The sequence below is a fragment of the Megasphaera intestinihominis genome (assembly GCF_040096415.1).
Lineage (GTDB): Bacteria > Bacillota > Negativicutes > Veillonellales > Megasphaeraceae > Megasphaera > Megasphaera intestinihominis.
In genome coordinates this window covers 1-26,819 of record NZ_JBBMEU010000032.1, presented here as the reverse complement: position 1 = coordinate 26,819, position 26,819 = coordinate 1, and the positions used below count along the sequence as shown (strand labels likewise).

The following is a 26,819-nucleotide window of genomic DNA, read 5'->3' as shown; positions in this document are numbered from 1 at the left end:
ACTAATGTAGTCGGGGACGCCCAACGGGCGCCCCGCAGGTCGCAGGTCGCAGGCCGCAGTTCGCAGTTCGCAGGCCGCAGGTCGCCGGTCGCAGGGACGTCCCCGCGGCTCCCCTGATAGGGGAGCTGGCCGCCGAAGGCGGTCTGAGAGGTTGATTTTCTATTCACTACAAACTGAAAATTTAATACTCCCAAAGAGACTGTCGCACATGCGGCAGTCTCTTTTTTTACGAACCACGAGCCACGAACCACTTTCACTCTCCTATATACGCGTAAAACGTATAACCACAGCTGCTTTGATGATAAAATAGCATAAATAGTATGCTTGACTTTTATATCTACAACGGCTATACTAAAAGTACAGAAAGAGTTAAACGTTATACGAATCCGGATGAATTATCTTTGAATAGTAGAAAAGGGGAGTGTCTCTTATGATTAAACAGATCGTGAAAGCCTTAGACGGCAACGAAGCAGCTGCTGACGTTGCGTATAATTTTACTGAAGTCGCTACGATTTACCCGATTACTCCGTCGTCGCCGATGGCAGAACACGTCGACGTCTGGTCGGCCAATGGCCGTAAGAATCTCTTTGGCCAGCCCGTCAAATTAGTTGAAATGCAGTCCGAAGCCGGCGCTATCGGTGCCGTCCACGGCGCTTCGGAAACGGGCAGCCTCTGTTCGTCCTTTACGGCGTCGCAGGGCCTGATGCTGATGATTCCGGTCATGCACCGCCTGTCGGGCGAATTGAAACCGGTCGTCCTGCACATTGCCGCCCGTACCGTTGGGACTCACACCATGTCCATCTTTGGCGACCATTCCGACGTCATGGGCTGTCGCAACACGGGCTGGGCTATGCTCTGCAGTGCCAGCGTCCAGGAATGTGCCGACCTGGCAGCCGTTGCCCATCTGTCGACCATCAAAGGCCGCGTTCCGTTCATGCACTTCTTTGACGGCTTCCGCACATCCCACGAAATCCAGAAAATCAAGATGCTGCCGGCTGAAGAACTGGGCAAACTCATCGACCGCGATGCTCTCTATCATTTCAAACACACCGGCCTGAACCCGGAACATCCGGTTATGCGCAGTACCGTTACCAACCCGGATATGTTCTTCCAGTCCCGCGAAGCCAATAACCCCTGGTATCAGCGCCTGCCCTACATTGTCCAGGACTACATGGACCAGATCAGCGAACTGACGGGCCGTCCGTACCACCTCTTCGATTACTACGGCGCTCCTGACGCAGAACACGTCGTCATCGCCATGGGTTCTGTCACCGGTGCCATCCAGGAAACTATCGACAAGCTCTGCAAAGAAGGCAAGAAAGTCGGCTTCATCCAGGTCCACCTCTATCGTCCGTTCTCGCTGGAACACTTTATGAAAGCCATGCCTGACACGGTCCGCACGATTACCGTCATGGACCGCACGAAAGAACCGGGCGCCCTGGGCGAACCGCTCTACGAAGATGTCTGCGCAGCCATGTCCCACGTCAAACAGGACGTCACCGTCCTGGCCTGCCGCTATGGCCTGTCGTCGAAAGACGTACCGCCGGCATCGATCAACGCCGTCTTCACCAACATGGATTCGCTCCAGCCGAAGAACCACTTCACCCTGGGCATCATCGACGATGTTACCCATCATTCCCTGGCCGACGTACCTATCACAGTCGACACGGAAGGGACCATCAGCTGCAAGTTTTGGGGCTTTGGCTCGGACGGCACGGTTGGTGCCAACAAGAACTCCATCAAGATCATCGGCGACAACACGGATATGTATGTCCAGGCTTACTTTGAATACGATACCAAGAAATCCGGCGGCGTCACCAAGTCGCACCTGCGCTTTGGCAAGAATCCGATCCGGGCTACGTACTATATCAAATCGGCGGACTTCCTGGCCTGCCATAAACAGGCATACATGGGGACTTACGATATTGTCAGTGAAATCAAGGACGGCGGCATCTTCCTGCTCAACTGCAGCTGGGATAAAGACGACGTCGCCAACCACCTCAGCAATAAAGTAAAACGCCAGCTCGCTTCCAAGCACGTCCGCTTCTATATCATCAATGCCACCAAGATCGCCGAAGAAATCGGCCTGGGCAGCAACCGCACCAATACGGTCCTGCAGGCAGCTTTCTTCAAACTGGCCAACATCCTGCCCATCGACGATGCCGTGAAATACATGAAAGACGCCATTGCCAAGACCTATCTGGCCAAAGGCGAACAAGTCATCGCCATGAACCAGGCTGCCGTCGACCGCGGCATTTCGGATATCGTCGAAGTCACTGTACCGGAAGCATGGAAAGACCTGCCGTCTGACCCCGTCGTCGAAGATACCCGCGATATTCCGGAATTCATCAAGAAAGTCGTCGAACCGGCTAACCTGCAGCTCGGTGATACCATCCCGGTCAGTGAATTCGTCCCCTATGCCGACGGTTCCTACCCCCTGGGCACGACGAAATATGAAAAACGCGGCATCGCATCGACCGTTCCTGAATGGGACCTGGAAAAATGCGTCCAGTGTAACCGCTGCTCCCTGGTCTGCCCGCACGCCGCTATCCGTCCGTATCTGGTAACGGCTGACGAAAAAGCCAAGGCTCCGGCTGACTTCAAGACCAAGAAAGCCATCGGCAAGGGCCTGGAAGACTATGAATTCCGCATCCAGGTTTCGCCGCTCGACTGCTACAGCTGCAGTGCCTGCGTCAATGCCTGCCCGGCTCAGGCCCTGACCATGAAGCCGCTGGAAACGCAGCGTCATGAAAGCGTCGACTGGGATTATGCCCAGACACTCCCTGAAAAACATACGACTCTCGATAAATTCTCCGTCAAAGGCAGCCAGTTCCATCAGCCGCTCCTCGAATTCAACGGCGCATGTGCAGGCTGTACGGAAACGGCTTACATGAAGATCCTGACCCAGCTCTTCGGGCCGCGCATGATCGTCGCCAATGCTACGGGCTGTACCCAGGCTTGGGGCTCGGCAATGCCCAGCATCCCGTACACGACGAACTGTGAAGGCTTCGGGCCGGCCTGGTCGAACTCGGTCTTTGAAGACAACGCAGAATTCGCCCTCGGCATGTCCCTGTCCATGGAACAGCAGCGCGATGCTATCCGCATTAAATCGGAAGAACTCCTGGGCCTGACTGACGGTGCCCTCCACGACGCCATCAAAGCCTGGATCGATTCCATCGGCGTCGCTAACGAAGGCGAAGTCACAGAAGGCATCAGCCGGACATACATCAAAGAATTGATGGCTGCTCATCTCACCGGCCGGGCTGCAGACTTGCAGAAAGAAATCCTGGCTCATAAAGAACACATCATCAAGAAGACCATCTGGATGTATGGCGGCGACGGCTGGGCTTATGATATCGGCTACGGCGGTCTGGACCACGTCCTGGCTATGAACGCCAACGTCAATATCATGCTCGTCGACACGGAAGTCTACTCCAACACTGGCGGCCAGTCGTCGAAAGCTACGCCAATCGGTGCTGTCGCTCAGTTCGCTGCATCGGGCCGCAAGTTCAACAAGAAAGACTTGGGCCGCCTGCTCATGACCTATGGCCATATCTATATCGCCCAGGTCGCCCTCGGCGCTGACCCGAACCAGCTCATCAAAGCCATCAAAGAAGCAGAAGCCTACAATGGCCCGTCCATCATCATCGCCTATGCACCGTGCATCAACCATGGCATCAAAGGCGGCATGGGCAACGCCCAGCACGAAATGAAACGCGCCGTAGACTGCGGTTACTGGCACCTCTATCGCTACAACCCGCTGCTCAAAGAAGAAGGCAAGAACCCCTTCATCCTCGACTCCAAAGAACCGCAGCAATCCTTCCGCGAATACCTCATGGGTGAAACGAGATATGCTGCCCTGACGAGAACCTTCCCGGATATCGCCGAAGAACTCTTTGCCAAGGCCGAAGAATTCGCTAAGAAGAAATACGAAACTTATAAGGAATTGGCTGATAAATAGGTAAAACACGCTAATGCCATATACACACCCGAAAACAGGGCTGCCCCAAAAGGCGGCCCTGTTTTCGCACACTCGGACTCAGATGCGGCAGAGCCGCGACAGACTCAAAAGAAGGACATCGCCTCGGAAACCAAGCCTCCCCTCATAGGGGAGGTGGCCGTCAGGCCGAAGAGGCTGAAGTTCACCAATGTCTATCGATGATCAAAAAGCAACCTCTCAGTCAGCTTGCGCTGACAGCTCTCCTATGAGGAGAGCCATTGGGAAAGCCTCCCCTCATAGGGGAGGTGGCCGCTAGGCCGGAGAGGTTGAAGTTCAATATATTTTAAAAGGAGGTTCTATGAAAACGCTTCCCTATTCTAAAGAAAATATATCATTTGCCCGTTTATTAAGGAAAAATATGACCAAAGAAGAACGTCACTTATGGTATGATTTTTTACGGACGTATCCAGTGAAATTTTATAAACAACGACGAATTGGTAATTATATTGCCGATTTCTATTGCAAAGAAGCAGGGCTCATCATTGAATTAGACGGTGGGCAGCACTATGATGAAGCCGGTATGAAGTCAGATCAGGAACGGACAGCTGTATTGGAATTCTATGGATTGACGGTCATCCGTTTTACCAATTTGGATATCCATAAAAATTTTAGCGGAGTTTGCCAAACTATTCATCAATACGTCAGTGAGCATAAAGGCTGTTCCTGGTGATTAAAAAGCAACCTCTCAGTCAGCCTGCGCTGACAGCTCTCCTATGTGGAGAGCCATTGGGAAAGCCTCCCCTCATAGGGGAGGTGGTCGCCAGGCCGGAGAAGTTGTCTTTCAAATTCTCCTTTTTTTGTGATAAAATAAAAGAAAAAAGCAGGTGATAATGTGAAGAGAATATGGCTCATCCGTCATGGCGAAAGTATTGCCAATGCCGGCGAAGCGACGCAGGATCATCGCAATATTCCCTTGTCGGAATTGGGGCTCAAGCAGGCGCAGGCCTTGGCTTTACAGATTCCTAAGAAACCGGACCTGATTGTCACGTCGCCTTATCTTCGGGCGCAGCAGACGGCCATGTGTACAATAGGGCGGTTTCCTGATACGGTGACGGGGATTTGGGACTGTGTCCATGAATTTGTTTATTTGGCACCGGCGACGTGTGTCGGGACGACGTCGCAGCAGCGGCGGCCGCGGGTCATCAATTATTGGCGCAAACTCGACCCGGACTATGTCGACGGCGAAGGGGCCGAAAGTTATCGCCAGCTCATCGGGCGAATCGAACGGACCTTATCTCTGCTGCAGCGGCGGCCGGAGCAATTCATCCTGGTCTTTACGCACGCCCAGTTTATCCGCAACCTGCTCTTGGTCTATGAAAATCCGGGCAGGCCTGTAGAAGAATACATGGCCGCTTTCCGCCGCAGCCGCCCGGTCCATAATGGACAGATTGTTGAAATTACGATGTAAAGGAGAAATTACCATGGAATTACAATATGGACCCAATAAAATCTGGATGGAAAATGAAGCTGGAACGGTCGTAGCTGAAGTGGACTTCGTCGAACGGGAAGACGGCAATTACGACATCGTCCACACCTTTGTCGACGACAGCCTGCGCGGCCAAGGTGCCGCTGGCAAACTCGTCAAAGCCGCAGCTGACGAAATACGGCGGCGCCATAAAAAAACGGCCACCAGTTGCTCCTACGCCGACGCCTGGTTCCGCCGCCACAAAGACGAACAGGATTTACTTGGATAATCAGGACGAGAATCCACTTGATTTATCTACATTCATGATAGAATGAGAATAGAGCTAGCTCGGTGGTGGGACATCGGCTCTCCTCTAGTTTTAGTGTTTGAAGAAGGCCGTGTACCACAAGTACGCGGTTTTTTTCATATTACAAGTTTATCGCTTGCTTAACACTCGAAAAAAGCTGCCTTCGTATGGCAGCTTTTTTCTTACTGAAGGACTTTCACCCGTTCTTCGATGGGGACTTTTACGATGGGTTTTGGCGGTTCTGTGGGATGGCCGAAGGGCATCTGGGCGATGAGCTGCCATTCTTTGGGAACGCCTGTGAGTTTTTTGACTTCGTCGTCGATGAGGGGGTTGTAGTGCTGGAGGTTGACGCCGAGTCCCAGGTCGGTCAGGGCGGTCCAGACGGCGAACTGCATCATGCCGTTGGCCTGCTGGGCCCAGATGGGGAAGTTCTTGGCGTAGAGCGGGAACTGGGAGGCCATGTTGTCGACGATGGTCGTGTCGTCGAAGTAGAGGATCGTGCCATAGGCTGCGGCGAAGGAGTTGATCTTGGCTTCCGTCGTGGCGAAGTTGGCTGGCGGGACGATTTTGCGGAGCGTATCCATGGTGATTTTCCAGATGGCGTCGTGCGTTTCGCCAAAGGCGATGACGGCTTTGCCGGACTGCATGTTGAAGGCCGACGGTACTTCGCGGATGACGTCTTCGATAGTCTTGGTAATGGTTTCCTGGGGAATCGTGACGTCTTTGCTGAGGGTGTAGTTCGTGCGCCGGTTGCTGACGGCTGTGATGAAGTTGGTCATAAGAGCACCTCCTGAATTTACAAATCATTTCCTAATTGATAGTAATTATTAGTTGTTTATTGGCTAAAGTATACCATAGTGAAGAAAAGAAGTCAAGAATCATGACCCCTTGACAGCAAGGCTTTTTTCATGATATTATTTATACATTGCGTAAGCAAAATTTAATTTCTTGAATTACTAATATGAGGTGATGTAGAAAATGGCAACGAGGAGAGACCCGCGTTTTAAGGAATGTCGCCGGTTCGGAGTTAATGTGTACGGACACCCTAAGGCATTAAAACGCGTACGTAAAGATCAGCGTCAGAAAAAAATGTCTGAATATGGCACACAGTTATTGGAAAAACAGAAACTTCGCGCATACTACAATTTGCTCGAACGTCAGTTTGTCCGTTATTATGATAAAGCCAAGAAGATGGAAGGCGTTACTGGCCAGAACATGCTGAAATTGCTGGAATGCCGTTTGGATAACCTGGTATACCGTATCGGTTTTGCAAACTCCATCCGCCAGGCACGTCAGATGGTCAACCACGGCCACATCCTGGTCAATGGCAAACGCTGCGACATCCCGTCGGCACACGTTAAAGTTGGTTCCGTTATCGCTTTGAAAGAAGCTTCCCGTTCCAACGAAATGTACAAAAAATCTTTCCAGGAATTGAAGACTTTCGATGTACCGTACATCGAAAAGAACTTCGACGGCTTCGAAGGCACACTTACCCGTATGCCCGAACGCGACGAAATTCCGGTAGAAATCAACGAAACACTTATCGTCGAATTGTACTCCAAATAAGAGCTGTTTGATGGTAACAAAAAGGCGCTGTCGCATGAAGACAGCGCCTTTTTTTGGGGGTTAGCAGTTAGTGGCTAGCTGATGATTTTATAAAACAAGGGACTACGCATGGTGATATGAGACTGCATGCGATAGTCCCCTTTTTTTGTTTGATGTTAAAGGCAACCTCTCAGACCGCCTTCGGCGGCCAGCTCCCCTATAATGGGAGCCTTTCGTCAAACATTCATGTCACGAGCCACGAGCCACGAGCCACGAACCACTAGCCACTAACTTACCGTCCTTCAGAGAAGTCCAGGCCTTTGTCGGTGGCGTAGTATGTGCCTGGTTTTTCGCCGGCTTCTACGTAGCCTTTTTGTACCAGGTCGTCGATGAGGGCCGGGTCCGGTGTTCCGGGAGCGAACATTTCTTTCGGCCTTCCTTCTTCGCGTTCGACGGCGGCGATGAGGGCGGCTTCTTTGTCGTCTGTCGTCGGTGCTTTTTGGACGTACGTCAGGTCGGGCAGGAACATGGGGTATTCCTTGTGGGCCAGGAGAAAGAAGCGGCCTATGGCGATGGCCTGGCTCAACAGGTTGCCTTCTTCGGTCTGGATATCCATTTCATCGCAGATGACGTCGAGCTGGTTCGACGGGAAGTGATAGAGTTTCTTGGCGACTTCCAGTGTATCGGCATAGCAGAAGGCCGGTGCGTCGATGCCGTAGATGTGCAGGGCGTGGGTCAGGCAGCCCATGACGAAGGGCGCGTTGTGGGCGACCAGGGTCTGACTTTCGATGAGGTTTTTCAGGCCGGCCTGCCAGTATTCGCCGAATTCATCGGCCTTGGAGAGTTCGTCCCACTGATAGCGGCCTTTGACGGCAGACAAGTTGTTTTCTGGCGGACGGATGTAGAAGTAACGCGTATCCTTCAGTTCGCCGTGGTCGAATTCAGCCAGGGCCAGGAGACAGACGGAATAGGGCTGTTCGTTGGCCAGTTCCAGGGCGACGGCCGTGAAGTGCTGCGGGAAGCGGCGCAGTTTCCCTTTTTCTTCGATGGGATATTTGTAATAGCCGTCATTGGGCTTGATGTCGTACTGGTGCAGGTTGGCGACTTTGACGTGTTCCTTCTTGGCCAGTTCCTGCTGGACCTTCGCCTTGCGATGGCGCTTGCGCAGGGCCGACGTGAGGGAATAGAGGACGGCAGCGATGAAGACGATAGTGACGATCGTCGTAATGATGTGGATCAGGGAATCCATGGAATATCAAATCCTTTTCAATAATTTTTGAGCCTTATTCTTGGAAGAAATTCATGTCGTAACAGGCCCGGAAAGCGCGGTTGGCCGCATTGCCGTTGGCAGACAGGCGGTCTGTCGTCTTGACTTCCGGATTGGGCAGGGACAAGGTGGACACGACGTTGCCCTGCAAATCGTAGCCGACATCGCCGAGAGTCTGTGTTTTTACGGTCTGGGCTTTAAAATTGTAGAAGAAATTGTTATCATAACCTTGGACCGTGTTGTTGGCATAGTCATAGGTCACGACCGTAGCCCGGATGATGTAGTACGGCGGATCGTAGCGGACGGACTGGATGGTGTTCATGTCGATATACGATTCGGTCGTGTCATCGTGGCCGACCTGGACGAAGCGGGGGTTGTCATCGAGAAATGTGGCGGATGCCATGAAACTGAAGACGCAGGCAAATGTGACTGCCAGAGCGGCAATTTTTTTGAACATAAGACATACTTCCTTTCCCTGTCTCTTCCAATCGAGGCAGTTTATACATATATTATATCGGAATCATGAAACATTACAAGAACGTATATTTTTCAAGTAGGACTTTTGCCCTTTCGGGTCGAATAATAAATAATATAAGATAGAAGAGGTGATCATATTGGATGTGATATATATTGGCCTGCCTTTCTTCTTTTGGCAGGAAGATGAGTCGGAGCACGGCCTCGATGTCCACGTGACGGAAGGCTTCCAGAAGCTGGGTTCCCACGTGTACCCCCTCAATGCCGGCGACGACGCGGAAGAAATCTGTTCGGCTTATAATTGGCATACATCCTTTGTCGATGAAGACGAAGACATTACGCCGTCGGAAGAATTCATTTCAGAACATGTCTTGTGGGACGATTTCCGCCTGCTCTATATTTCGGCAGCTGCGGCTACGTCGGAAGACGAATACACGCAGTTCGTCTGTCATACGGCAGAGTTCGCCAAAGAGAGCGGCCTCGTCGTGGCAGCGGAAGTCGTCGACGGCGACAGCGACGATGAAGACCCGTATCCCTGGCGCGATAAGGCGACGGTCCTCTGGTCCCGCAGCGATATCCTGCCATCGGGAGGTCCGGCCTGTGCCGTGCGCCTGGCCCTGGGCAGGGGCATCACCATTGCCAGCCAGGGCGAAGAACGGACCTATGACGTCCAGGTCGTCAGTGAATGTTTCATCCCTTCGTTTTTACAAGGATTGCTGGAAGGGCGCGATCCCTTTTCCATCATAGAATCTTATGTATCTTAAGTTAGGAGGTTATTTATCTTGAACAGTAAAAAAATGGAAGAACATCCTTTGCGGGCGGCCATTCTCACTATCAGCAACAGCCGCACTTTTTCAGACGATACGAACGGCCTGCTCATCCAGTCGGCCCTGGCCAATTACGGTCATCAGGTCGTCGACTATCAGATCGTCAAAGACGACAAGGCCGAAATCGAACGCCATCTCCATGAATGGGTCTGCAGCGTCGACCTGGTCATCACCAGCGGCGGTACGGGCATGGCCAAGCGCGACGTGACCATCGAAACGGTAGAAGCCCTGTTCGATAAGAAAATCCCGGCTTTCCAGTCGATGATGACGTATTTCGCCTATCGCCGGGCCTGCGGCGTCCAGGCCATGGCCTACCGGACGACGGCCGGTATCATCCACCAGTGCCAGGTCTACTGCCTGCCGGGCCTGCCGAGCCTCATCAAGATCGGCATGGAAAAGGTCATTTTGCCGGAAGCCTTTCATTTGTATTCGGAAATCAAGAAGTAAATGGATACGTCTAAAATCATACTTGTCACCGGCGGGGCGCGGAGCGGTAAGAGCGCCTTTGCCGAACGCTATGCTGCCGCCCTTCCCGGGCGGCATGCTTATGTCGCGACGGCCCGCATCTTCGATGAAGAAATGGCCCAGCGCATCGCCATCCACCGCAAGCGCCGCCCGTCGTCGTGGCAGACCTGGGAAATCCCGCAGGACCTGCCAGAGACGATGGAACGGCTGTGCCAGTCGTCGGACGTGGCCCTCGTCGACTGCCTGACCCTCTATTTTTCTAATTATCTCTTTGCCCACGACGGCGAAGACGACGAAGCTATCATCGACGGCGCCCTGGCCGAACTGCAAGCGGTCCTGGCGGCTTTCCGCCAGGCCGGCGTGACGGCCGTCCTGGTCACTAACGAGCTGGGCTGCGGCATCGTGCCCATGGAACACGTGAGCCGCCTGTATCGCGACCTCATGGGCAAGATCAACCAGGCCGCTGCGGCCGAAGCCGATGAAGTTTACTTATCGGTCTGCGGTATTACGACGGAACTGAAGCATCAGGCCGTCTGCCTGCCGGAGGTGAAGTCATGAAGGCCTTTCTCATTGCCCTGCAGTTCTTATCGCGCATCCACCTGGCTTCGCAGAGCGTCTGGCGCGATGAGGATTTCGGCCGGTCCGTCCTGTTCTTTCCCCTCGTCGGCTTGATCATCGGCCTGCTTTTGGCGGTGCTCTATTGGGCGTCGTCTTTCCTTTTTGACGCCTTTGGCCGGTCGGCCCTGGTCGTCGCCTTCTGGTTCTACCTGACCGGCGGCCTCCACGCCGACGGCTATATGGATACGGCTGATGGCCTCTTTTCCGGCCGCAGCCGCGAGCGGATGCTGGAAATCCTCAAGGACAGCCGCGTCGGCGCCGGCGGTGTGACGGCTTTCGTCTTCCTGGTCCTCTTGAAGGTAGCCTTCCTCAGTCAGCTGGCACCGGAAGCAGCCCTGCCGGCCCTCGTCGGTATCCCGGCAGCGGCCCGCTTCGGGACTTTGATCAGCATCTTCCAATTTCCCTATGCCCGCGAGCAGGGGCTGGGCCGGGCCTTCGTCACTTACGCACCGGCTCATACTGTAGAAAAAGCCCTGGTCCTGGCCCTGGTGCCGGTCTTTTTCTGCGGGCCCTTTTATCTGGCCCTCTTAGGTGCGGCCATGTTCCTCTCTTTGTGGGCCAACAGCCGCATCAGCCGCAAGCTGGGCGGCGTCACGGGCGATACGTATGGCGCCGTCCTCGAGGGCAGCGAAATGGCCCTGCTCCTGATGACGGCCGTCGGCAGCAAGCTGGCCGATTTCTTGTTATAATGGGACGGCACGAATGTTGAATTACTTATAGGGAACTTACGGAGGATTACGATGATAAAATTATATTTAGCACGTCATGGTGAAACAGAAGGCAATGTCCAGCAGTGGTATCAGGGGTCGACCGACGTCCCCCTCAATGAACACGGCCTGGAACAGGCCAGGTGCCTGGGTGAATTTTTCCGCCATGTCCATCTCGATGCCGTCTACAGCAGCACGCTCCAGCGCGCCAAGGTGACGGCCGAATGTGTCGCTGCGCCGCATCATCTGGATGTCGTCGCTTACGATGAATTGAAGGAAGCGGATTTCGGCGTCTGGGAAGGCCATACGTATCAGGAAATCACGACTCAGTGGCCAGGCGAACTGGAAGCGGTCTATGCGTCGGACGGGACCTTGCCGGCCCGGGGCGGCGAATCGTTCTGCCAGGTCCGGGACCGGACATTGAAGAAGACGCGGGAAATCCTGTCGCATCACAAGGACGGCGACAGCGTCTTCATGGTATCCCACGGGGCGGCCATCCGCTGCCTGCTCTTCGGCCTGCTGGGCCTCGATATGAAGCGCATCTGGTGCTTCCAGCAGTTCAATACAGCTTTTAACATCATCGAATATTACGGCGACCGCAATGTCATGACCCTCATGAACTGCACGCAGCATCTGGAAGGCCTGACGGGGTACCAGCCCCAGTGGGACAAGATGCCATCGTTATAAGGAGGCATCATGGCAAAGACAATGCGCCTCGACAAGCTCCTGGGCCATACGGGCTGGGGGACGCGGCGGGAACTCAAGGAATTGTGCAAAGGCGGGCACGTGACTGTCAATGGCGCCGTCTGCCGCGACAGCAGCCAGAAAATCGACCCGGCAGCCGATGCCGTTGCCGTCGATGGTCAGGCCGTCCATTATGAAGAGTCTATTTATCTCATGCTCTACAAGCCGGCCGGCGTCGTATCGGCTACGGAAGACAACGTGTCCCCGACGGTCATCGGCCTCTTGCCGCGCCAGTACCAGGGGGCCGGCCTCTTTCCCGTAGGCCGCCTCGACAAGGATACGACGGGCCTCCTGCTCATCACCAATGACGGGACCTGGGCTCATGGCATTACGTCACCGAAGAAGCATACCGATAAGATATACGACGCCGTCGTCGAAGGGGATATCCCTGAAGATGTAGGGGACCGCTTTGCCAGCGGCATCGTCCTCGACGATGGCCTGCACTGCCTGCCGGCCAAAGCTGTCCAGACCGGCCCCCGGTCCCTGACGGTCGTCGTCCAGGAAGGGAAGTTCCATCAGGTCAAGCGCATGTGTGCCGCCGTCGGCCTGAAAGTCGTCCAGCTGCACCGCCGCTCCATCGGCAGCGTCGTCCTCGATGACGGTTTGGAGCCAGGCCAGTTCCGGCCCCTGACCGATGAAGAACGGGAAGCGTTGCGCAGCCAGAGCCGGTGATTTGCAATTTTATCTTTTCAGCCAGTGGAAAATATGGTATTATAAAATATGATTGAATTACTATAGGGTGATAGGGGGATACTATGATAGAACAACGAATTGCCCGCCTGCGCGCTTTTCTCCAGGAACACGATGCAGACGGCGTCATTATCGTCCAACCTGAAAACCTGCGCTACTTCAGTGCCTTTACGGGTGGTGAAGGGGCACTGGTCATCGGCCTGGACCAGGCCGTCTTATGGACTGATTCCCGCTATACGGAACAAGCTGCCAACCAGTCCGGGGCATGGTACGATATCAAGAACCACCACAATGCCTTATCGGCCTCCATCCGTTCGTCACTGAACGACATGGAAATCGGCGTGGCAGCGTATGAAGAAAATTTCCTGACCCATTTCATGTACGAAAATATTTCCGACGGAGCCTTATGCGGCTTCCTGCCCTGCGATTTGACCAGCCTGCGGGCGGTGAAGGAACCGTATGAGCTGAAAGCGACGCGCAAGGCCAGCAACATCGCTGACCGGGCCTTTGCTGATTTATTGCCGTACATCAAGCCCGGTGTCACCGAAAAGGAACTGGCTGCCCGCCTGGAAAGCAATATGCTGCTCTTAGGCTCGGAAGAAAAGTCCTTTACGACTATCGTCGCATCCGGCAAGCGCTCGGCCATGCCCCACGGTACGGCCAGCCCGAAAGTCGTCGAAGCCGGCGATTTCGTCACCTTTGATTTCGGCGCCGTCTGGGAAGGCTACCATTCGGATATCACCCGGACTGTCGTCGTCGGCAAGGCGTCGCAGGCCCAGAAGGATTTCTACAATCTCATCCTGGAGGGTCAGAAGCTGGGCGTATCGCTCATCAAGGCCGGCGTTTCCCGCCGCGAAGTCGATTTTGCCGTGCGCAACTACTTCGCCCGCTATCACGTCAGCCAGTATTTCACTCATTCCCTGGGCCACGGTACGGGCCTGGAAATCCACGAACAACCAGTCCTGTCGCCGCGTTCGACAGGCGTACTCGAAGAGAATATGATAGTCACGGTAGAACCGGGACTGTACATAGAAGGCAAGTTTGGCGTCCGCATTGAGGATTCCGTTGCCGTTACAGCCAACGGCTGTGAAATTTTAACCAAAACACCCAAAGATTTGATGGAGCTGTTATAGGAGGAGTTTACACATGATTACAAGTAATGATTTCAGACCAGGCGTAACTATCGAAATCGACGGCCAGGTATGGCAGGTCGTTGAATTCCAGCATGTAAAACCGGGTAAAGGTGCTGCTTTCGTCCGCGCTAAGATCAAGAACCTCGAAACGGGCGCTGTTGTTGAACGTACCTGGAACGCTGGCGAAAAAGTACAGGACGGCCACGTCGACCGCCGCCAGATGCAGTACCTCTATGAAAACGAAGGCATGTACTGTTTCATGGATAACGAAACATACGAACAGATCGAATTGAACAAAGAAAACCTCGGCGACGCTGTCCATTTCCTCAAAGAAGAAATGAACGTTTCCGTCATGATGTTCAAAGGCAAAGTCATCGGCATCGATCTCCCGGCTGCTGTCGAATTGAAAGTCGTCGAAACCGATCCCGGTGTCCGCGGTGATACAGCTACAGGCGGCAGCAAACCGGCTAAATTGGAAACGGGCTATGTCGTCAAAGTACCGCTCTTTATCAATGAAGGCGAAGTTCTCCAGATCGACACGAGAACCGGCCAGTATATCGGCAGAGCATAAGGTTAACGCAAGTCGTTAGCCGCCAGCCGCTAGCATAGGGTATCAAAGGGGCTTCGCACGTGCGACAGCCCCTTTTGTGGACTAAAGGGGTGATTCCCATGGAAACGACTGAAGTAAATGAATGGGGGAGTATCCATATTTCCCAGCGCGTCATTGCCTCTATTGCGGCTCTGACGGCGGCCCAATCGGCCTATGTCGCTGATTTGGGGACGAATATCGCCGAAGTGGCAGCGGAAAAGCTGGGGCGTACCCTTCCGGGCCGCGGCGTCGACGTCTCTATCGACGGCCAGCGCATCGAATTGACGGTCCGCCTGGTCGTCCGCTATGGCTGCCGTATTCCCGACGTAGCCCTGGAAGTGCAGAAGTCCGTCAAGGATGCCGTCGAAAAGGCGACGGCCTGCACGGTTACGGCGGTCCACATCATTGTACAACAGTTAGTGTTTGGAGAGGAGGACCGCCATGGATGAGGAACAGGATTTTGCCTATGCCGTCAGTGCCAAGGCCCTGGGCCATATCGCCGAGACGGCCGGCCGCCAGGCCTCTGGCGTCGTCGCTATACGCAGCCGCAGCGCGGCCGTGACGGACGGCGTCGTCCATCTCCATCTGGCCGTCCGCGCCCGTTATGGCGGCGACCTGCACGGCCTGGCCCTGGATGTCCAGCAGCGGGCGGCTGAGGCCATCGACGCCATGGTCGAACCAGAGGGCCTTGATATTTCCGTTACCATTGAAGACCTGGCGGTACTGCCGGCTGAATAAAGTTATTACAGGAGGAAACTCGTGAGCAGACATAAAGCGCGCCAGCAGGCGCTCGAACTTTTATATTCCCGTGAATTCCACGGAGAAAATGATATCCAGTACAGCGAACAGGAAATCCTGGAAAATGATTACGTCACGACCGACGCCTTGACCGAAGACGGCCCGGAACTGAGTGATCAGGAACGCAATGACTATTGCACGTATCTCGTCGAAACGACGACGGAACACCGGGACGAACTGGATACGATCATCCGCTCCTTTGCCAAGGGCTGGGACATCGAACGGATGAACCGCACGGACCGCAATATACTGCGCCTGGCCTTGTGCGAACTCGTATACCCCAAGGAAAGCCTGGCGCCGTCCATCGTCCTCAATGAAGCGGTCATCCTGGCCAAGGAATTCAGCGGCGACAAGTCGGCGCGGTTCGTCAACGGCATTTTGGGCGCTTATGTAAGGTCCCAGGCCTGATGGACGTCTTTCTCGGCATCGATACCAGCTGTTATACGACGTCGCTGTGCCTCGTCGACGCGGCTTATGACGTCGTCGCCGACGAACGCATCATCCTGAGCGTCGCCAAGGGCGGCCGCGGCCTGTCCCAGTCCAACATGGTCTATCAGCATACGCGCAACCTGCCGGTCCTCTTTGAACGGCTGGCTGGCGTCCTGGCCAGTGCCCATATCCGGGCCATTGCCGTGACTGACCAGCCCCGGCGCCGCGGTGATTCGTACATGCCCGCTTTCCTGGCCGGCCTCGGTTATGGCCGGGCCCTGGCCGCCGTTCTGGGCGTGCCCTTGTACCACCTGAGTCATCAGGAAAACCATCTCCTCGCCGTCCTGCGCAGCATGGGCTATATCGGCAGCGAGCCGTTCTACGGCATCCACCTGTCCGGCGGGACGACGGACCTGCTGCGGGCCGTGCCCGATGAAAAAGGCCTCGATATCACCCGTATCGGCGGCACCAGCGACATCAGTGCCGGCCAGTTCATCGACCGCATGGGCGTCGCCCTGGACCTGCCCTTTCCGGCTGGCGTTCATGTCGACAAGCTGGCTCAGACGGTAAATCCGCCCGTCAAGGGAGCTCATGTCTTTTGCCGCGATGGCCAGGTCAGCTTTTCCGGGCCCGAATCGCAGGGCCAGCGGCGCATCGCCGCCGGTGGGGAAGACCCGGCCCGCCTTTGCAGCTGGACGCTGTCGACGGTCTGGCGCGGCTTGGAGAGCCTCCTCGATTACGCCGCTGCCGATGGCATGAAACATCTCGTCGCCGCTGGCGGCGTCATGTCCAATGGCTACCTGCGCCGGCAGATGAGCGATTATTGCCGCCGCCATCAGATAGACCTGAATCTGGCAGCCGACGGCTTCAGTGCCGACAACGCGTCGGGCGCCGCCTTCTGGGCTGCCGTACAGGAAGGGAAGAAATCATGAAATATGCATCGGTTACGGACGTCGTCCGCCGCATCAAAGATGATATCCACGGCGATTACCGCTTGCAGAGCATCGCTATGGAAGGCAACATCATCGGCCTCAAGCGGGCGTCGAACGGCCATTATTATATGAATATCCGCGATGATCAGTGCTCCATCCGGGCCATCGTCTTCCGCAGCCGCGTGACGGCAGCGGTCCGGGCCGTCCGCGAAGGGGACCATGTCGTCGTCATCGGCGCCGTCAACGTCTATGAAAAAGGCGGCGCCCTTTCCTTTATCATTGAACAGCTCTTTTCCCAGGGGACAGGGTCTCTGCAGGCCCAGTACGAACGCATCAAGAATGAACTGGCGGCTCAGGGCTATTTCGACAGCAGCCACAAGAAGGAGCTGCCGCGCTTCCCCTGGCGCATCGGCGTCCTGACGTCGAAGACCGGCGCCGTGCTCCACGACATCTATAAGATTGCCGGCGAGCGCAATCCTTATGCCGAAATCATCCTGCATCCCATCCCCGTCCAGGGCGACGGCGTCGATACGGCCATCGCCAAGGCCATCGGCGAGATGGGCCGGCGCAAGGACCTGGACGTCCTCATCGTCGGCCGCGGCGGCGGCTCCATGGAAGACCTGTGGTGCTTCAACAGCCCGGCTGTGATCAAGGCCATTTACCATGCCAGCGTACCGGTCATTACGGCCATCGGCCATGAAACGGATACGACCCTGGCCGATTATGCCGCTGACGTGCGGGCGGCGACGCCGACCCACGCGGCCGAGATGGCTTTCTTTGACGTCAGCGAAGCGGAAATGGACCTGGCCGCACTGGCGGACCGGGCTTACGAACGGGTCATGGCCTGCATCGAAGACCGGCAGCGCTGGGTCGAACAGGCGGCGGGCCGGCTGAACCTGCAGCGCTACGATGCCTTCCTGGCCATGCGCGAAGCACGCCTGGCAGGCCTGATGGAACAGGCCGACCGCCAGCTGCGCCTCCATCTGGAACAGAAGCAGGGGAAGCTGAATACCCTGACGGCTTCCCTGCAGGCCCTGAACCCGGCAGCCCTCGTGCGCCGCGGCTACGGCCAGCTCATGCAGCATGACAAGATCCTTACAGATATCCACAGCGTGTCGAAAGAGGCCCCGCTGACGATACAAGTCGTCGACGGGACGATTACGACGGCTGTTAAAGAGGTGGACATATATGGCAAGAACGACTGATAAATTGAAGCGTTTTGAAAGCAATTATGAAAAATTGGAACAGCTCGTACAGGAACTGGACGCACCGGACCTGACGCTGAAGCAGTCCCTCGATTTATATGAAAAGGCCATCAAATTATCCCAGTCCTGCGAAGGCGCCCTGGAATATGCCCGCCAGAAGGCCCAGGCCCTGGCCGATGTCCGGGCCGATAAGGACAGCAGCGACGATGCGCCGGCTGAAGGGGTGTTGGACTTATGACCTTCCAAGACTATCTGGCAGGACAGCGTAAGCGCGTCGACGATTACCTGTCCCACGTACTGACGACGGACCAGCCGCGTTTTTCCAGGCTCTATGAAGCCATGGATTACAGCCTCCTGGCCGGAGGCAAGCGCATCCGCCCGGTCCTTCTGCTGGCGACGGTCGAAGCCCTGGAACAGGATGCCTCTCCCTATACGGGACTGGCCTGCGCTCTGGAATGTATCCATACGTATTCCTTGATCCACGACGACCTGCCCTGTATGGATGACGACGACCTGCGCCGGGGCAAGCCGACGAACCACGTCGTCTACGGTGCCGGCCTGGCTACCCTGGCCGGTGACGGCCTGCTGACCTTTGCCTTCGAGCTCATGGCCAGCCAGAAAGGCATTGCACCGGACAAACTGAACCGCTGCATCGCCGTCATCGCCAGAGCGGCCGGACCGGCCGGCATGGTCGGCGGCCAGGCCTTCGACCTGGCATCCGACGGCGACATGGCCATCGGCCGGGAAGGCATGGAACTCCTGCACCGTTCCAAGACGGGCGTCATCTTCAAGGCGGCCATCGACATGGCAGCCATCGTCGCCGATGCGTCGCCGCAGCAGCGGCAGGCCCTGGAAGCCTATGCGTCGTACATGGGCCTGACCTTCCAGATCACCGACGATATCCTCGATGTCGTCGGCGATGAAGCTTTGCTGGGCAAACCCGTCGGCAGCGACGCCCGCAACGACAAGGCCACGTATGTGACCATCTTTTCCCTGGACGAAGCCCGGCGCATGGCCCGCGAAGCGGCCGGCAAAGCCGTCCAGGCCCTGGAACCGTTAGGGCCGCAGGCCTGGTTCCTGAAAGAACTGGTCGAACATCTGCTGGTCCGCGTTCATTAATGTGAGAGGGGTATTACAGGTATGCAGCATAAAGAAAGATTAGACGTGCTTCTCGTCAGCCGCGGCTTGTCTGAAAGCCGGGAAAAGGCCAAGGCGACCATCATGGCCGGCCTGGTCTTCGTCGACAACCAGCGCGTCGATAAGGCGGGCACGAAGCTGCCCGTCGACGTAGATATTACCGTCAAGGGCAATCCCATTCCCTATGTCGGCCGGGGCGGCCTGAAACTGGAAAAGGCCATGGAAACGTTTCCCGTCGACTTGACGGGTAAGACCATGATGGATATTGGCGCCTCGACAGGCGGCTTCACGGACTGCGCCCTCCAGCGCGGCGCGGCCAAGGTCTTTGCCGTCGACGTCGGCTATGGCCAGCTGGCCTGGAAACTGCGGACTGATGACCGCGTCGTCAACATGGAACGGACCAATATCCGCAACGTCACTGTTGCAGATATCGGCGAGCCCGTCGATTTCATCTCCATTGACGTCTCCTTCATTTCCCTGCTCAAGATCATGCCGGCCGTCGAACCGCTGCTCAAGGCAGGCGGCACGATGGTCACGCTCATCAAGCCGCAGTTCGAAGCGGGCCGGGAACACGTCGGCAAAGGCGGCATCGTCCGCGACATCCAGGTCCACCGCGACGTCATCCGCCACGTCACGGACGGCATCGCCGACTGCGGCCTGTCGCCGCTGGGCCTGACCTTTTCGCCCATCAAAGGGGCTGACGGCAATATTGAATATCTCTTGTACAGCCGTAAAGATGACCCGTGCCATAACGATATCACCGACGCTGTCGTCGATGATATCGTCGGTAAATCCCATGAAATGTAGGTGATCCCCATGCGTATCGGTATTTTCCCGAACCTCGTCAAACGTGAAAGTGCTGCCATTGTCCAGCAGATGATCAAGATTTGTGAAAAACATGGCATTGAATATTACCTGCCAGCCTACGTCAGCGAGAGCCGACAGCCGGCGTATCAGCGCATCGGCGCTGAACACCTGCGGCCGCGCATGACCATTTACAGCACCATCGACGTGGCCATGATCCTCGGCGGCGACGGGACGATCCTCAAGATGGCCAAGCAGTTCGCTGAAGCCGATGTCCCGGTCTGCGGCATCAACCTGGGCTCCCTGGGCTTCCTCTACGAAGTCGAGACCAAGACCCTGGAAAAGCGCATGGAAGACATCCTGGCCGGCCGCTATTTCCTGGAAGAACGGATGATGCTCCATTCGGAACTGTGCTATGAAGACGGCCTGGTCCAGTCCCTGCCCGATGCCCTCAACGACATCGTCATCGGCCACGGCAACGTGGGCAAGCTCATCCGCATCGACCTGAGCATCAACGGCCACTTCATCCAGCAGTATCCCGGCGACGGCCTCATCGTGGCCACGGCGACGGGTAGTACGGGCTATACTTTCTCCAGCGGCGGCCCTATCGTCGCGCCCAGCGTGCCCTGCATCATGGTTACGCCTATCTGCCCGCATCTGCTGCTGAAAGTGCCCCTGGTCCTGCGCGATGACGACCAGGTGTCGGTGACCGTGGCCAACAGCCGCAACAGCGTCCGCGTCTCTGTCGACGGCATGATGGACCAGGAACTCATGCGCAACATGACCCTCCAGGTCCGCAAGTCCGACCACGTCTTGAAGATCATCCGCTTCAACAAGAATTATTTCTATAGCAACTTATTTACGAAAATGATGGGAAATGATTGACATGTATCCATTCCGCAATGCCGTTACGGTATCACATATGATGACTGAACCCTACGCCCGCCAGGCCCATGTCCTCGTCGACATGACCTGCGGCAACGGCCACGACACGGCCTTCCTGGCCCGCACCATGCCTGATGACGCCGTCCTCTACGCCTTCGATATCCAGCCCTGTGCCATCGAGCGCACGCGCCAGCGCCTGCAGGACGAAGGCCTGGGGGACAAGGACGTCCGCTGCCGCTGCGGGTCCCATGAACAACTGCTGGCTGATGTACAGTCAGACATTGACATTATCGTATTTAATTTAGGCTATTTGCCATCTGGTGACCATAAAATCCATACAAATTGTGAAATAACACTAAAAGCTATAAAAATAGGCTTGAATAAAATTGCGATAAATGGGATAATTATGATAACAGCCTATCCCGGTACGGAGGCCGGGGCTTGTGAAGAACAGGCGCTGCGGTCGTTCTTACAGACCATACCCCAGCAGGACTTCCATATTTCGTCCTGGCAACCCGTCAATGAGGTGCATTGTCCACCCGTATTATATATTGTACAGAAAAGAGGGAAACGTCATTATGAAGAGATTCCGTTACACCAAGATTAAAGAAATTGTCCAGTCCCGTCCTATCGAAACGCAGGAAGAATTAGCCAAGGCCTTGCAGGAAGAAGGCATCGAAGTCACACAGGCTACGGTTTCCCGCGATATCAAAGAGCTCATGCTCATCAAGGTCCCGACCAGTGATGGCCATTACCGCTACGCCCTGTCGCCGGAACAGAACATGCTCATGTCCAAGAACCGCATGGCCCGCCTGTTCCAGGACTCCATCGTCCGCGTCGATTCGGCGTATAACCAGATCATCGTCCATACCCTGCCGGGTTCGGCCAATCCCATTGCCGCCGCCATCGACCATGCCCGCTGGGAAAATGTCATCGGCACCCTGGCCGGCGACGACACGGTCCTCCTCATCGTCAAGGACACGGAAACGGTTCCGAAACTGGTCAAACTTATCGTATCGCTGATGAAGGAATGAGGCCCTTATGCTGCAGTCCCTGCACATCCACAATTTTGCTCTGATTGAAGACCTGCACCTTACTTTTGGCGACGGGGTGACGATTTTTACCGGCGAAACCGGCGCCGGCAAATCGATTCTCCTCGACGCCATCGGTATGCTGGCAGGCAAACGCGCATCGGCATCGTTCGTCCGTCACGGGACGGACTCATTCCTTGTCGAAGGCGCGTTCTTTTTTTCTCCCCTGCCAGAAGGGCTGGAACAGCTGCTGACCGATAATCACATCGAAGTCGATGAAGGCCAGCTCATCATTTCCCGCCAGTTCCAGCGCAGCGGCCGCGGGACGATCCTGGTCAACGGCACGCTGGTGCCGACGACAGTCCTGCGGCGCCTCGGCGCATACCTCCTGGATATCCACGGCCAGTTCGACAACAGCCTGATTTTCAACTCGTCTTACCACGTGGCCATCCTCGACGGCCTCACGGCCGACGTCCGTCAGGCCCGCCAGGACTATGACGAACTATATCGCCAGTGGCATCAGACGGAAGGCGAAATCAAGGCCCTGCGCCACGATGAAAGCGAAAAGGCGCGGATGCTCAGTATCCTGGCCTTTCAGATCAAGGAAATCGAAGGGGCCGCCCTGAAAGAAGGGGAAGACGACGAACTGGAACAGAAAATCAACAAGGCTTCCCATGCCGAACACATCAAGGATAACCTGAAAGAAGCCATGTTTGCCCTGGAAGGGGGCGAACGCCAGCCCGGCGTCATCGAACAGATCGAGACCATCCACCGCAGCCTGGAAAAGGCGTCGGTTTACGATGAAGCTTTCAGTGCCCTGGCCGGCAAAGTCGAGACTCTGTCCTATGAAATCGAAGACGTCCACGACGGCCTCCTGAGCTATGCCGATTCTTTCGACTTCGATGAACGGGCCCTGGATGCCATGCAGTCCCGCCTGGCGTCGATTGAAAAGCTTAAGCGCAAATACGGCTTCACCGTCGCCGATATTCTGCAATTCCTGGCCAAGGCCAAGGCCGATTACGAACGGCTCGACCAGTCCGAAAGCCACCTGGCCAAGCTGGAAGAGAAATTGGCCCGTCAGGCCGCGGCTGTGCGCCAGCAGGCCCAGGTCCTGGCGGCCGCGCGCCGTGACGCCGACAGCCAGTTCAGCCAGACCATGACGGCGACGCTCAACAAGCTGGGCATGCTGAACAGCCGTATCGCCTTCCACATCGAACCGATGAAGGACATCACAGCGGATGGTTCAGCCGGTATCGAGCTCTATTTCTCGGCCAATACGGGCGAAGATATGCAGCCCCTGGCCAAGATAGCATCGGGCGGCGAAGTATCGCGTATTGCCCTGGCCCTGAAGACGGCCGGTCCGGAACGGACGACGGGCAAGACGATGATCTTCGACGAAATCGACGTCGGCATCAGCGGCCAGACGGGCCTGCAGGTCGCCGACCACATCCGCCAGCTCTCCGGCCAGGGCCAGGTCTTCTGCATTACCCACCTGCCGCAGACGGCGGCCATTGCCGACCACCATTATTTCATATATAAGAAAGAAATGGACGGCCGCACGGTCACCCAGGTCCGGGGCCTCTCGGAAGGGGAACACGTCCTGGAAATCGCCCGCATGTTCGCCGGCAACGATACGACCAAGGCCAGCATCGAAGCCGCCCGCCAGATCGTAAAACAAGTCAAGGGCATGTAATGCCCTTGACTTGCGATTCGACATTGCTTTACGGGTTGACGAATGTCCGTGATAGGTATATAGTTAATTATAATTTCAAAAAATAGAAGTTCTACGAAAACGAACCCATAGGAGGGATAGATATGCTTCGTGTATTAGTCAATGGTGCCGATGGCCGCATGGGCAGCCAGGTCGTCAAAGCTGTCTTTGAAGATCCGGAATTGGAAGTCGCTGGCGGTATCAGCATCACTCATGTCGGTGAAGATGTCGGCGATATCGCCGGTGTCGGCCACTTAGGCCTGGCCATCCGCAATGACCTGGGCGCCGCCCTGGACGACATCAAACCGGATGTCGTCGTCGATTTCACGACGCCGAAAGTCATCTTCAACAACGCCAAGACCTGCATCGAACACGGTATCAACATGGTCGTCGGTACGACGGGCCTGACGGCAGACCAGCGCGATGAACTCAACGCCCTGGCACTGGAAAAGAAGACCAGCATCTTCATTGCGCCGAACTTTTCCATCGGTGCCGTCCTGATGATGAAGCTCTCGACAGAAGTCGCTCCGTATCTGCCGGATGTCGAAATCATCGAACTCCATCACAACAATAAACTGGATGCGCCGTCTGGTACGGCCATCATGACAGCTGATAAAATCGAAGCTGCCCGCAAGGCCGCTGGTGCTAAACCGGCTCCGGACAAGACCCATGAAAGCCTCGACGGCGCCCGCGGTGCCTCTGTCGCCGGGATCCCTATCCACAGCGTCCGCCTGCCGGGTTACGTCGCACATCAGCAAGTCTTATTTGGGGGGTACGGCGAACTGCTGACAATCCGCCACGACTCGATGGACCGCAAGTCCTTCATGCCCGGCGTCGTCTTAGCCGTCAAAAAAGTAAGCTCCCGTCCGGGCTTGACCTTTGGACTGGAAAACTATTTATAAAAGAACCATTAGGGGAGGAAGTTTGTTATGACAAAAGAACCGGTAGTAGCGATTTTAGGTGCCACAGGTGCCGTAGGCCAGGAATTTATCCGCTTGATCGAAGAACGCAAATTCCCGTACAGCAAGTTGAAGTTATTAGCATCGTACCGTTCGGCTGGCAAGAAATTGACCGTCAACGGCCAGGAATATACGGTTGAAGAAGCCAAACCAGAATCTTTCGACGGTGTTGATATCGGCTTGTTCGCCGGCGGCTCGATCAGTAAGGAATTGGGACCCGAAGCTGCTAAACGGGGCTGCGTCGTCATCGACAACTCCAGCACGTTCCGTATGGACCCGGATGTCCCCCTGGTCGTACCGGAAGTCAACCCTGAAGATATTGCCTGGCACAAGGGCATCATTGCCAACCCGAACTGCTCGACGATCATCATGCTCATGGCACTCAAGCCGATTCACGACTTGTCGCCGATCAAACGCATCATCGTCAGCACCTATCAGGCTGTATCCGGTGCCGGCAAAGAAGGTATCGACGAACTGCGCGATGAAACGGAAGCGTACCTCAAAGGCGAAGAAATGCAGCCCAAGATCCTGCCCAGCAAGAGCCTGCCCAAGCATTATCCCATCGCCTTCAACCTCATTCCGCAGATCGATAAATTCGTAGAAAAAGATTACACCAAAGAAGAAATGAAGATGGTCAACGAAACGCACAAGATGCTCCACGATGACTCCATCGCCATTACGGCTACGACGGTCCGCGTCCCGGTCTTCCGCAGCCATGCCGAATCGGTCTATGTCGAAACGGCCGATGAACTGACGGTCGATGCCGTCCGCAAAGCCATCGATGCCTTCCCGGGTGCCCAGGTCCAGGATAATCCGGCTGAAATGGAATATCCTATGCCTTTGTTCACGTCGGAAAAATATGACTGCTACGTCGGCCGTATCCGCAAGGATCTTTACAACCCGAAAGCCATCAACCTCTGGGTATCGGGTGACCAGATCCGCAAAGGCGCTGCGCTCAATGCCCTGCAGATTGCCGAATACATGCTGGCCCACGACATGATCCACTAGTACGAAGAGGGGAGAGAATCCTTTATGTTAACGTTTCCCAATGTTATTGTCGCTATGATTACGCCGTTCCATCAGGATGGCTCCGTCAATTACGAAGCTGCCGTCGAACTGGCTAAGAAATATGCTGACGAAGGATCGGCCATCCTCGTCGGTGCTACTACAGGTGAAGGGGCTGTCATGACGGAAGAAGAAAAACTCAAGCTCTTCAAAGTCACAGCCGATGCCCTGAAAGGCCAGACCCTGGTCATGGGCAATGTCGGGACCAACAATACGGCTCAGACCATCGCCATGATTCAGAAAGCGAAAGATACGGGCATCGATGCCCTGCTGTGCATCGTCCCGTATTACAATAAACCGAACCAGGAAGGCTGTTACGCCCACTTTGCAGCTATCGCCAAGTCGACGGACATGCCTATCTTCATTTACAACGTACCGGGCCGTACAGGCGGCAAAATCGAACCGCAGACGGTCTGCCAGCTGGCTCATGACTTCCCGAACATCATCGGTCTCAAAGATGCCAGCGGCGACCTGGACTACGCCGGTTACGTCGCAGCCAATGCACCGGAAGGGTTCCATCTCTACAGCGGTGATGACAACCTGACCCTGCCTATCGTCGCTGTCGGCGGCGAAGGCGTCATTTCCGTCGCTGCTCACGTCATCGGCAAGGAAATGAACGAAATGATCCAGGCCCACAAAGACGGCGACGTCAAGAAGGCAGCGGCCCTCCATCAGAAGTACCTGCCCTTCATGAAAGGCTGCTTCTGCACGGTCAGCCCGGTCCCGGTCAAAACTATGCTCAACATGCTCGGCTTCCCGGCCGGCCCGTTCCGCCTGCCCCTGGTAGACGCCACACCGGAAATAAAGGCCAAGTGCGAACAATACCTGAAAGACATCGGCAGATTATAAGTGCTGATAAACGGAAACCTCTCCGACCTGTACTCAAGCCTCCCTTATAGGGGAGGTGGCCCAGTGGGCCGGAGAGATTTCTATAAACTTGGTTTTATATTAAAAAAAGCCTTGACATATCCCCGATTTCTTGTTATTATATATAAGTCGTCAGGAACGACAAGATATGACTCGGTAGCTCAGCTGGATAGAGTGACTGACTACGAATCAGTAGGTCTAGGGTTCGAATCCCTACCGGGTCAC

31 protein-coding genes and 1 tRNA gene are annotated in these 26,819 nt (G+C 55.6%); 29 read left to right on the top strand and 3 right to left on the bottom strand.

What is annotated here, in order from left to right:
• Positions 1-430: 430 nt before the first annotated feature.
• The 4 genes from nifJ to WMO23_RS06625 all read left to right on the top strand — a co-directional run bounded on the left by nifJ (position 431) and on the right by WMO23_RS06625 (position 5,694).
• The gene (gene nifJ, locus WMO23_RS06640; RefSeq protein ID WP_349173556.1) at positions 431-3,961 is read left to right on the top strand and encodes a pyruvate:ferredoxin (flavodoxin) oxidoreductase; all 3,531 of its coding nucleotides are present in this window, start codon (positions 431-433) and stop codon (positions 3,959-3,961) included.
• Between the two features lie 337 nt (positions 3,962-4,298).
• The gene (locus WMO23_RS06635; RefSeq protein ID WP_020310365.1) at positions 4,299-4,670 is read left to right on the top strand and encodes an endonuclease domain-containing protein; all 372 of its coding nucleotides are present in this window, start codon (positions 4,299-4,301) and stop codon (positions 4,668-4,670) included.
• Positions 4,671-4,832: 162 nt separating this feature from the next.
• On the top strand, positions 4,833-5,408 hold the full coding sequence (locus WMO23_RS06630; protein WP_020310366.1) for a histidine phosphatase family protein: 576 nt from the start codon (positions 4,833-4,835) through the stop codon (positions 5,406-5,408).
• Between the two features lie 13 nt (positions 5,409-5,421).
• The gene (locus WMO23_RS06625) at positions 5,422-5,694 is read left to right on the top strand and encodes a GNAT family N-acetyltransferase (RefSeq protein ID WP_020310367.1); all 273 of its coding nucleotides are present in this window, start codon (positions 5,422-5,424) and stop codon (positions 5,692-5,694) included.
• 200 nt (positions 5,695-5,894) lie between these two features.
• On the opposite strand, the gene WMO23_RS06620 is transcribed toward WMO23_RS06625, so the two are convergent.
• Positions 5,895-6,491, bottom strand: coding sequence for a nitroreductase family protein (locus WMO23_RS06620; RefSeq protein WP_020723805.1), 597 nt, complete (start codon positions 6,489-6,491; stop codon positions 5,895-5,897).
• A gap of 199 nt (positions 6,492-6,690) precedes the next feature.
• Between WMO23_RS06620 and rpsD the strand changes: the two genes are divergently transcribed.
• The gene (gene rpsD, locus WMO23_RS06615) at positions 6,691-7,278 is read left to right on the top strand and encodes a 30S ribosomal protein S4 (RefSeq protein WP_014015950.1); all 588 of its coding nucleotides are present in this window, start codon (positions 6,691-6,693) and stop codon (positions 7,276-7,278) included.
• A gap of 271 nt (positions 7,279-7,549) precedes the next feature.
• Here the strand turns inward: rpsD and WMO23_RS06610 are convergent, their stop codons facing one another.
• Complete coding sequence (locus tag WMO23_RS06610; protein WP_296820355.1) at positions 7,550-8,506, bottom strand: exonuclease domain-containing protein; 957 nt, start codon at positions 8,504-8,506, stop codon at positions 7,550-7,552.
• 34 nt (positions 8,507-8,540) lie between these two features.
• Positions 8,541-8,981 carry a hypothetical protein gene (locus WMO23_RS06605; RefSeq protein WP_020310370.1) on the bottom strand — a complete coding sequence of 147 codons (441 nt, stop codon included), beginning with the start codon at positions 8,979-8,981 and terminating at the stop codon, positions 8,541-8,543.
• Positions 8,982-9,144: 163 nt separating this feature from the next.
• On the opposite strand from WMO23_RS06605, the gene WMO23_RS06600 reads away from it, so the two are divergent.
• The 24 genes from WMO23_RS06600 to WMO23_RS06485 all read left to right on the top strand — a co-directional run bounded on the left by WMO23_RS06600 (position 9,145) and on the right by WMO23_RS06485 (position 26,818).
• A complete protein-coding gene (locus WMO23_RS06600) occupies positions 9,145-9,762 on the top strand; it encodes a hypothetical protein (protein ID WP_292298544.1) in 618 nt (205 codons plus the stop codon).
• Between the two features lie 18 nt (positions 9,763-9,780).
• Complete coding sequence (locus tag WMO23_RS06595; RefSeq protein WP_020723807.1) at positions 9,781-10,272, top strand: MogA/MoaB family molybdenum cofactor biosynthesis protein; 492 nt, start codon at positions 9,781-9,783, stop codon at positions 10,270-10,272.
• Complete coding sequence (cobU, locus tag WMO23_RS06590) at positions 10,273-10,848, top strand: bifunctional adenosylcobinamide kinase/adenosylcobinamide-phosphate guanylyltransferase (RefSeq protein ID WP_292106163.1); 576 nt, start codon at positions 10,273-10,275, stop codon at positions 10,846-10,848. It abuts the gene before it with no gap.
• On the top strand, positions 10,845-11,597 hold the full coding sequence (cobS, locus tag WMO23_RS06585) for an adenosylcobinamide-GDP ribazoletransferase (RefSeq protein WP_349173552.1): 753 nt from the start codon (positions 10,845-10,847) through the stop codon (positions 11,595-11,597). The genes cobU and cobS overlap by 4 nt, the downstream gene beginning before the upstream one ends.
• A gap of 51 nt (positions 11,598-11,648) precedes the next feature.
• Complete coding sequence (locus tag WMO23_RS06580; protein WP_020310375.1) at positions 11,649-12,302, top strand: histidine phosphatase family protein; 654 nt, start codon at positions 11,649-11,651, stop codon at positions 12,300-12,302.
• Between the two features lie 9 nt (positions 12,303-12,311).
• Positions 12,312-13,031 (top strand): pseudouridine synthase, encoded by a 720-nt coding sequence (locus WMO23_RS06575; protein ID WP_292298546.1) that lies wholly within the window; start codon positions 12,312-12,314, stop codon positions 13,029-13,031.
• A gap of 83 nt (positions 13,032-13,114) precedes the next feature.
• Complete coding sequence (locus WMO23_RS06570; RefSeq protein WP_020310377.1) at positions 13,115-14,182, top strand: M24 family metallopeptidase; 1,068 nt, start codon at positions 13,115-13,117, stop codon at positions 14,180-14,182.
• 13 nt (positions 14,183-14,195) lie between these two features.
• Positions 14,196-14,753, top strand: coding sequence for an elongation factor P (gene efp / locus WMO23_RS06565; RefSeq protein ID WP_020310378.1), 558 nt, complete (start codon positions 14,196-14,198; stop codon positions 14,751-14,753).
• A gap of 98 nt (positions 14,754-14,851) precedes the next feature.
• Positions 14,852-15,220 (top strand): Asp23/Gls24 family envelope stress response protein, encoded by a 369-nt coding sequence (locus WMO23_RS06560; protein WP_294025659.1) that lies wholly within the window; start codon positions 14,852-14,854, stop codon positions 15,218-15,220.
• A complete protein-coding gene (locus tag WMO23_RS06555) occupies positions 15,213-15,509 on the top strand; it encodes a hypothetical protein (protein WP_349173549.1) in 297 nt (98 codons plus the stop codon). Before WMO23_RS06560 ends, WMO23_RS06555 begins: the two co-directional genes overlap by 8 nt.
• A 21-nt stretch (positions 15,510-15,530) precedes the next feature.
• On the top strand, positions 15,531-15,977 hold the full coding sequence (gene nusB / locus WMO23_RS06550) for a transcription antitermination factor NusB (protein WP_020310381.1): 447 nt from the start codon (positions 15,531-15,533) through the stop codon (positions 15,975-15,977).
• Entirely contained in the window at positions 15,977-16,930 is a 954-nt protein-coding gene (locus WMO23_RS06545; RefSeq protein WP_302511746.1) for a tRNA (adenosine(37)-N6)-threonylcarbamoyltransferase complex transferase subunit TsaD, read from the top strand. The genes nusB and WMO23_RS06545 overlap by 1 nt, the downstream gene beginning before the upstream one ends.
• Positions 16,927-18,135, top strand: a complete 1,209-nt coding sequence (gene xseA, locus WMO23_RS06540) for an exodeoxyribonuclease VII large subunit (protein WP_020723809.1) — start codon at positions 16,927-16,929, stop codon at positions 18,133-18,135. The genes WMO23_RS06545 and xseA overlap by 4 nt, the downstream gene beginning before the upstream one ends.
• Complete coding sequence (gene xseB, locus WMO23_RS06535) at positions 18,119-18,373, top strand: exodeoxyribonuclease VII small subunit (RefSeq protein WP_349173547.1); 255 nt, start codon at positions 18,119-18,121, stop codon at positions 18,371-18,373. The genes xseA and xseB overlap by 17 nt, the downstream gene beginning before the upstream one ends.
• Positions 18,370-19,254 carry a polyprenyl synthetase family protein gene (locus WMO23_RS06530; protein ID WP_349173545.1) on the top strand — a complete coding sequence of 295 codons (885 nt, stop codon included), beginning with the start codon at positions 18,370-18,372 and terminating at the stop codon, positions 19,252-19,254. Before xseB ends, WMO23_RS06530 begins: the two co-directional genes overlap by 4 nt.
• A gap of 21 nt (positions 19,255-19,275) precedes the next feature.
• Positions 19,276-20,079 carry a TlyA family RNA methyltransferase gene (locus WMO23_RS06525; protein WP_292298554.1) on the top strand — a complete coding sequence of 268 codons (804 nt, stop codon included), beginning with the start codon at positions 19,276-19,278 and terminating at the stop codon, positions 20,077-20,079.
• Positions 20,080-20,088: 9 nt separating this feature from the next.
• Positions 20,089-20,961: an NAD(+)/NADH kinase gene (locus tag WMO23_RS06520; RefSeq protein WP_020310388.1), complete on the top strand. Its 873-nt coding sequence runs from the start codon at positions 20,089-20,091 to the stop codon at positions 20,959-20,961.
• Positions 20,954-21,568 (top strand): tRNA 5-(aminomethyl)-2-thiouridylate-methyltransferase MnmM, encoded by a 615-nt coding sequence (mnmM, locus tag WMO23_RS06515; RefSeq protein WP_020310389.1) that lies wholly within the window; start codon positions 20,954-20,956, stop codon positions 21,566-21,568. Before WMO23_RS06520 ends, mnmM begins: the two co-directional genes overlap by 8 nt.
• On the top strand, positions 21,540-21,995 hold the full coding sequence (gene argR / locus WMO23_RS06510) for an arginine repressor (RefSeq protein WP_014015971.1): 456 nt from the start codon (positions 21,540-21,542) through the stop codon (positions 21,993-21,995). The genes mnmM and argR overlap by 29 nt, the downstream gene beginning before the upstream one ends.
• A gap of 7 nt (positions 21,996-22,002) precedes the next feature.
• The gene (gene recN / locus WMO23_RS06505; protein ID WP_349173543.1) at positions 22,003-23,685 is read left to right on the top strand and encodes a DNA repair protein RecN; all 1,683 of its coding nucleotides are present in this window, start codon (positions 22,003-22,005) and stop codon (positions 23,683-23,685) included.
• Between the two features lie 122 nt (positions 23,686-23,807).
• Positions 23,808-24,605 carry a 4-hydroxy-tetrahydrodipicolinate reductase gene (gene dapB / locus WMO23_RS06500; RefSeq protein WP_020310391.1) on the top strand — a complete coding sequence of 266 codons (798 nt, stop codon included), beginning with the start codon at positions 23,808-23,810 and terminating at the stop codon, positions 24,603-24,605.
• A gap of 27 nt (positions 24,606-24,632) precedes the next feature.
• Positions 24,633-25,670, top strand: a complete 1,038-nt coding sequence (locus WMO23_RS06495) for an aspartate-semialdehyde dehydrogenase (RefSeq protein WP_292260207.1) — start codon at positions 24,633-24,635, stop codon at positions 25,668-25,670.
• Between the two features lie 24 nt (positions 25,671-25,694).
• Positions 25,695-26,576, top strand: a complete 882-nt coding sequence (gene dapA / locus WMO23_RS06490) for a 4-hydroxy-tetrahydrodipicolinate synthase (protein ID WP_020723810.1) — start codon at positions 25,695-25,697, stop codon at positions 26,574-26,576.
• A 168-nt stretch (positions 26,577-26,744) separates the two neighbouring features.
• Positions 26,745-26,818 (top strand) — tRNA-Arg (locus WMO23_RS06485).
• Position 26,819: the final 1 nt, after the last annotated feature.

What these genes read in the sequence shown, in the direction of transcription:
- nifJ (WP_349173556.1), top strand. Translation starts at nt 431, where the DNA reads ATGATTAAACAGATCGTGAAAGCCTTAGACGGCAACGAAGCAGCTGCT.
- WMO23_RS06635 (WP_020310365.1), top strand. Translation starts at nt 4,299, where the DNA reads ATGAAAACGCTTCCCTATTCTAAAGAAAATATATCATTTGCCCGTTTA.
- WMO23_RS06625 (WP_020310367.1), top strand. Translation starts at nt 5,422, where the DNA reads ATGGAATTACAATATGGACCCAATAAAATCTGGATGGAAAATGAAGCT.
- WMO23_RS06620 (WP_020723805.1), bottom strand. Translation starts at nt 6,491, where the DNA reads ATGACCAACTTCATCACAGCCGTCAGCAACCGGCGCACGAACTACACC.
- rpsD (WP_014015950.1), top strand. Translation starts at nt 6,691, where the DNA reads ATGGCAACGAGGAGAGACCCGCGTTTTAAGGAATGTCGCCGGTTCGGA.
- WMO23_RS06610 (WP_296820355.1), bottom strand. Translation starts at nt 8,506, where the DNA reads ATGGATTCCCTGATCCACATCATTACGACGATCGTCACTATCGTCTTC.
- WMO23_RS06605 (WP_020310370.1), bottom strand. Translation starts at nt 8,981, where the DNA reads ATGTTCAAAAAAATTGCCGCTCTGGCAGTCACATTTGCCTGCGTCTTC.
- cobU (WP_292106163.1), top strand. Translation starts at nt 10,273, where the DNA reads ATGGATACGTCTAAAATCATACTTGTCACCGGCGGGGCGCGGAGCGGT.
- cobS (WP_349173552.1), top strand. Translation starts at nt 10,845, where the DNA reads ATGAAGGCCTTTCTCATTGCCCTGCAGTTCTTATCGCGCATCCACCTG.
- WMO23_RS06580 (WP_020310375.1), top strand. Translation starts at nt 11,649, where the DNA reads ATGATAAAATTATATTTAGCACGTCATGGTGAAACAGAAGGCAATGTC.
- WMO23_RS06575 (WP_292298546.1), top strand. Translation starts at nt 12,312, where the DNA reads ATGGCAAAGACAATGCGCCTCGACAAGCTCCTGGGCCATACGGGCTGG.
- WMO23_RS06570 (WP_020310377.1), top strand. Translation starts at nt 13,115, where the DNA reads ATGATAGAACAACGAATTGCCCGCCTGCGCGCTTTTCTCCAGGAACAC.
- efp (WP_020310378.1), top strand. Translation starts at nt 14,196, where the DNA reads ATGATTACAAGTAATGATTTCAGACCAGGCGTAACTATCGAAATCGAC.
- WMO23_RS06560 (WP_294025659.1), top strand. Translation starts at nt 14,852, where the DNA reads ATGGAAACGACTGAAGTAAATGAATGGGGGAGTATCCATATTTCCCAG.
- WMO23_RS06555 (WP_349173549.1), top strand. Translation starts at nt 15,213, where the DNA reads ATGGATGAGGAACAGGATTTTGCCTATGCCGTCAGTGCCAAGGCCCTG.
- WMO23_RS06545 (WP_302511746.1), top strand. Translation starts at nt 15,977, where the DNA reads ATGGACGTCTTTCTCGGCATCGATACCAGCTGTTATACGACGTCGCTG.
- xseA (WP_020723809.1), top strand. Translation starts at nt 16,927, where the DNA reads ATGAAATATGCATCGGTTACGGACGTCGTCCGCCGCATCAAAGATGAT.
- xseB (WP_349173547.1), top strand. Translation starts at nt 18,119, where the DNA reads ATGGCAAGAACGACTGATAAATTGAAGCGTTTTGAAAGCAATTATGAA.
- WMO23_RS06530 (WP_349173545.1), top strand. Translation starts at nt 18,370, where the DNA reads ATGACCTTCCAAGACTATCTGGCAGGACAGCGTAAGCGCGTCGACGAT.
- WMO23_RS06525 (WP_292298554.1), top strand. Translation starts at nt 19,276, where the DNA reads ATGCAGCATAAAGAAAGATTAGACGTGCTTCTCGTCAGCCGCGGCTTG.
- WMO23_RS06520 (WP_020310388.1), top strand. Translation starts at nt 20,089, where the DNA reads ATGCGTATCGGTATTTTCCCGAACCTCGTCAAACGTGAAAGTGCTGCC.
- mnmM (WP_020310389.1), top strand. Translation starts at nt 20,954, where the DNA reads ATGATTGACATGTATCCATTCCGCAATGCCGTTACGGTATCACATATG.
- argR (WP_014015971.1), top strand. Translation starts at nt 21,540, where the DNA reads ATGAAGAGATTCCGTTACACCAAGATTAAAGAAATTGTCCAGTCCCGT.
- recN (WP_349173543.1), top strand. Translation starts at nt 22,003, where the DNA reads ATGCTGCAGTCCCTGCACATCCACAATTTTGCTCTGATTGAAGACCTG.
- dapB (WP_020310391.1), top strand. Translation starts at nt 23,808, where the DNA reads ATGCTTCGTGTATTAGTCAATGGTGCCGATGGCCGCATGGGCAGCCAG.
- WMO23_RS06495 (WP_292260207.1), top strand. Translation starts at nt 24,633, where the DNA reads ATGACAAAAGAACCGGTAGTAGCGATTTTAGGTGCCACAGGTGCCGTA.
- dapA (WP_020723810.1), top strand. Translation starts at nt 25,695, where the DNA reads ATGTTAACGTTTCCCAATGTTATTGTCGCTATGATTACGCCGTTCCAT.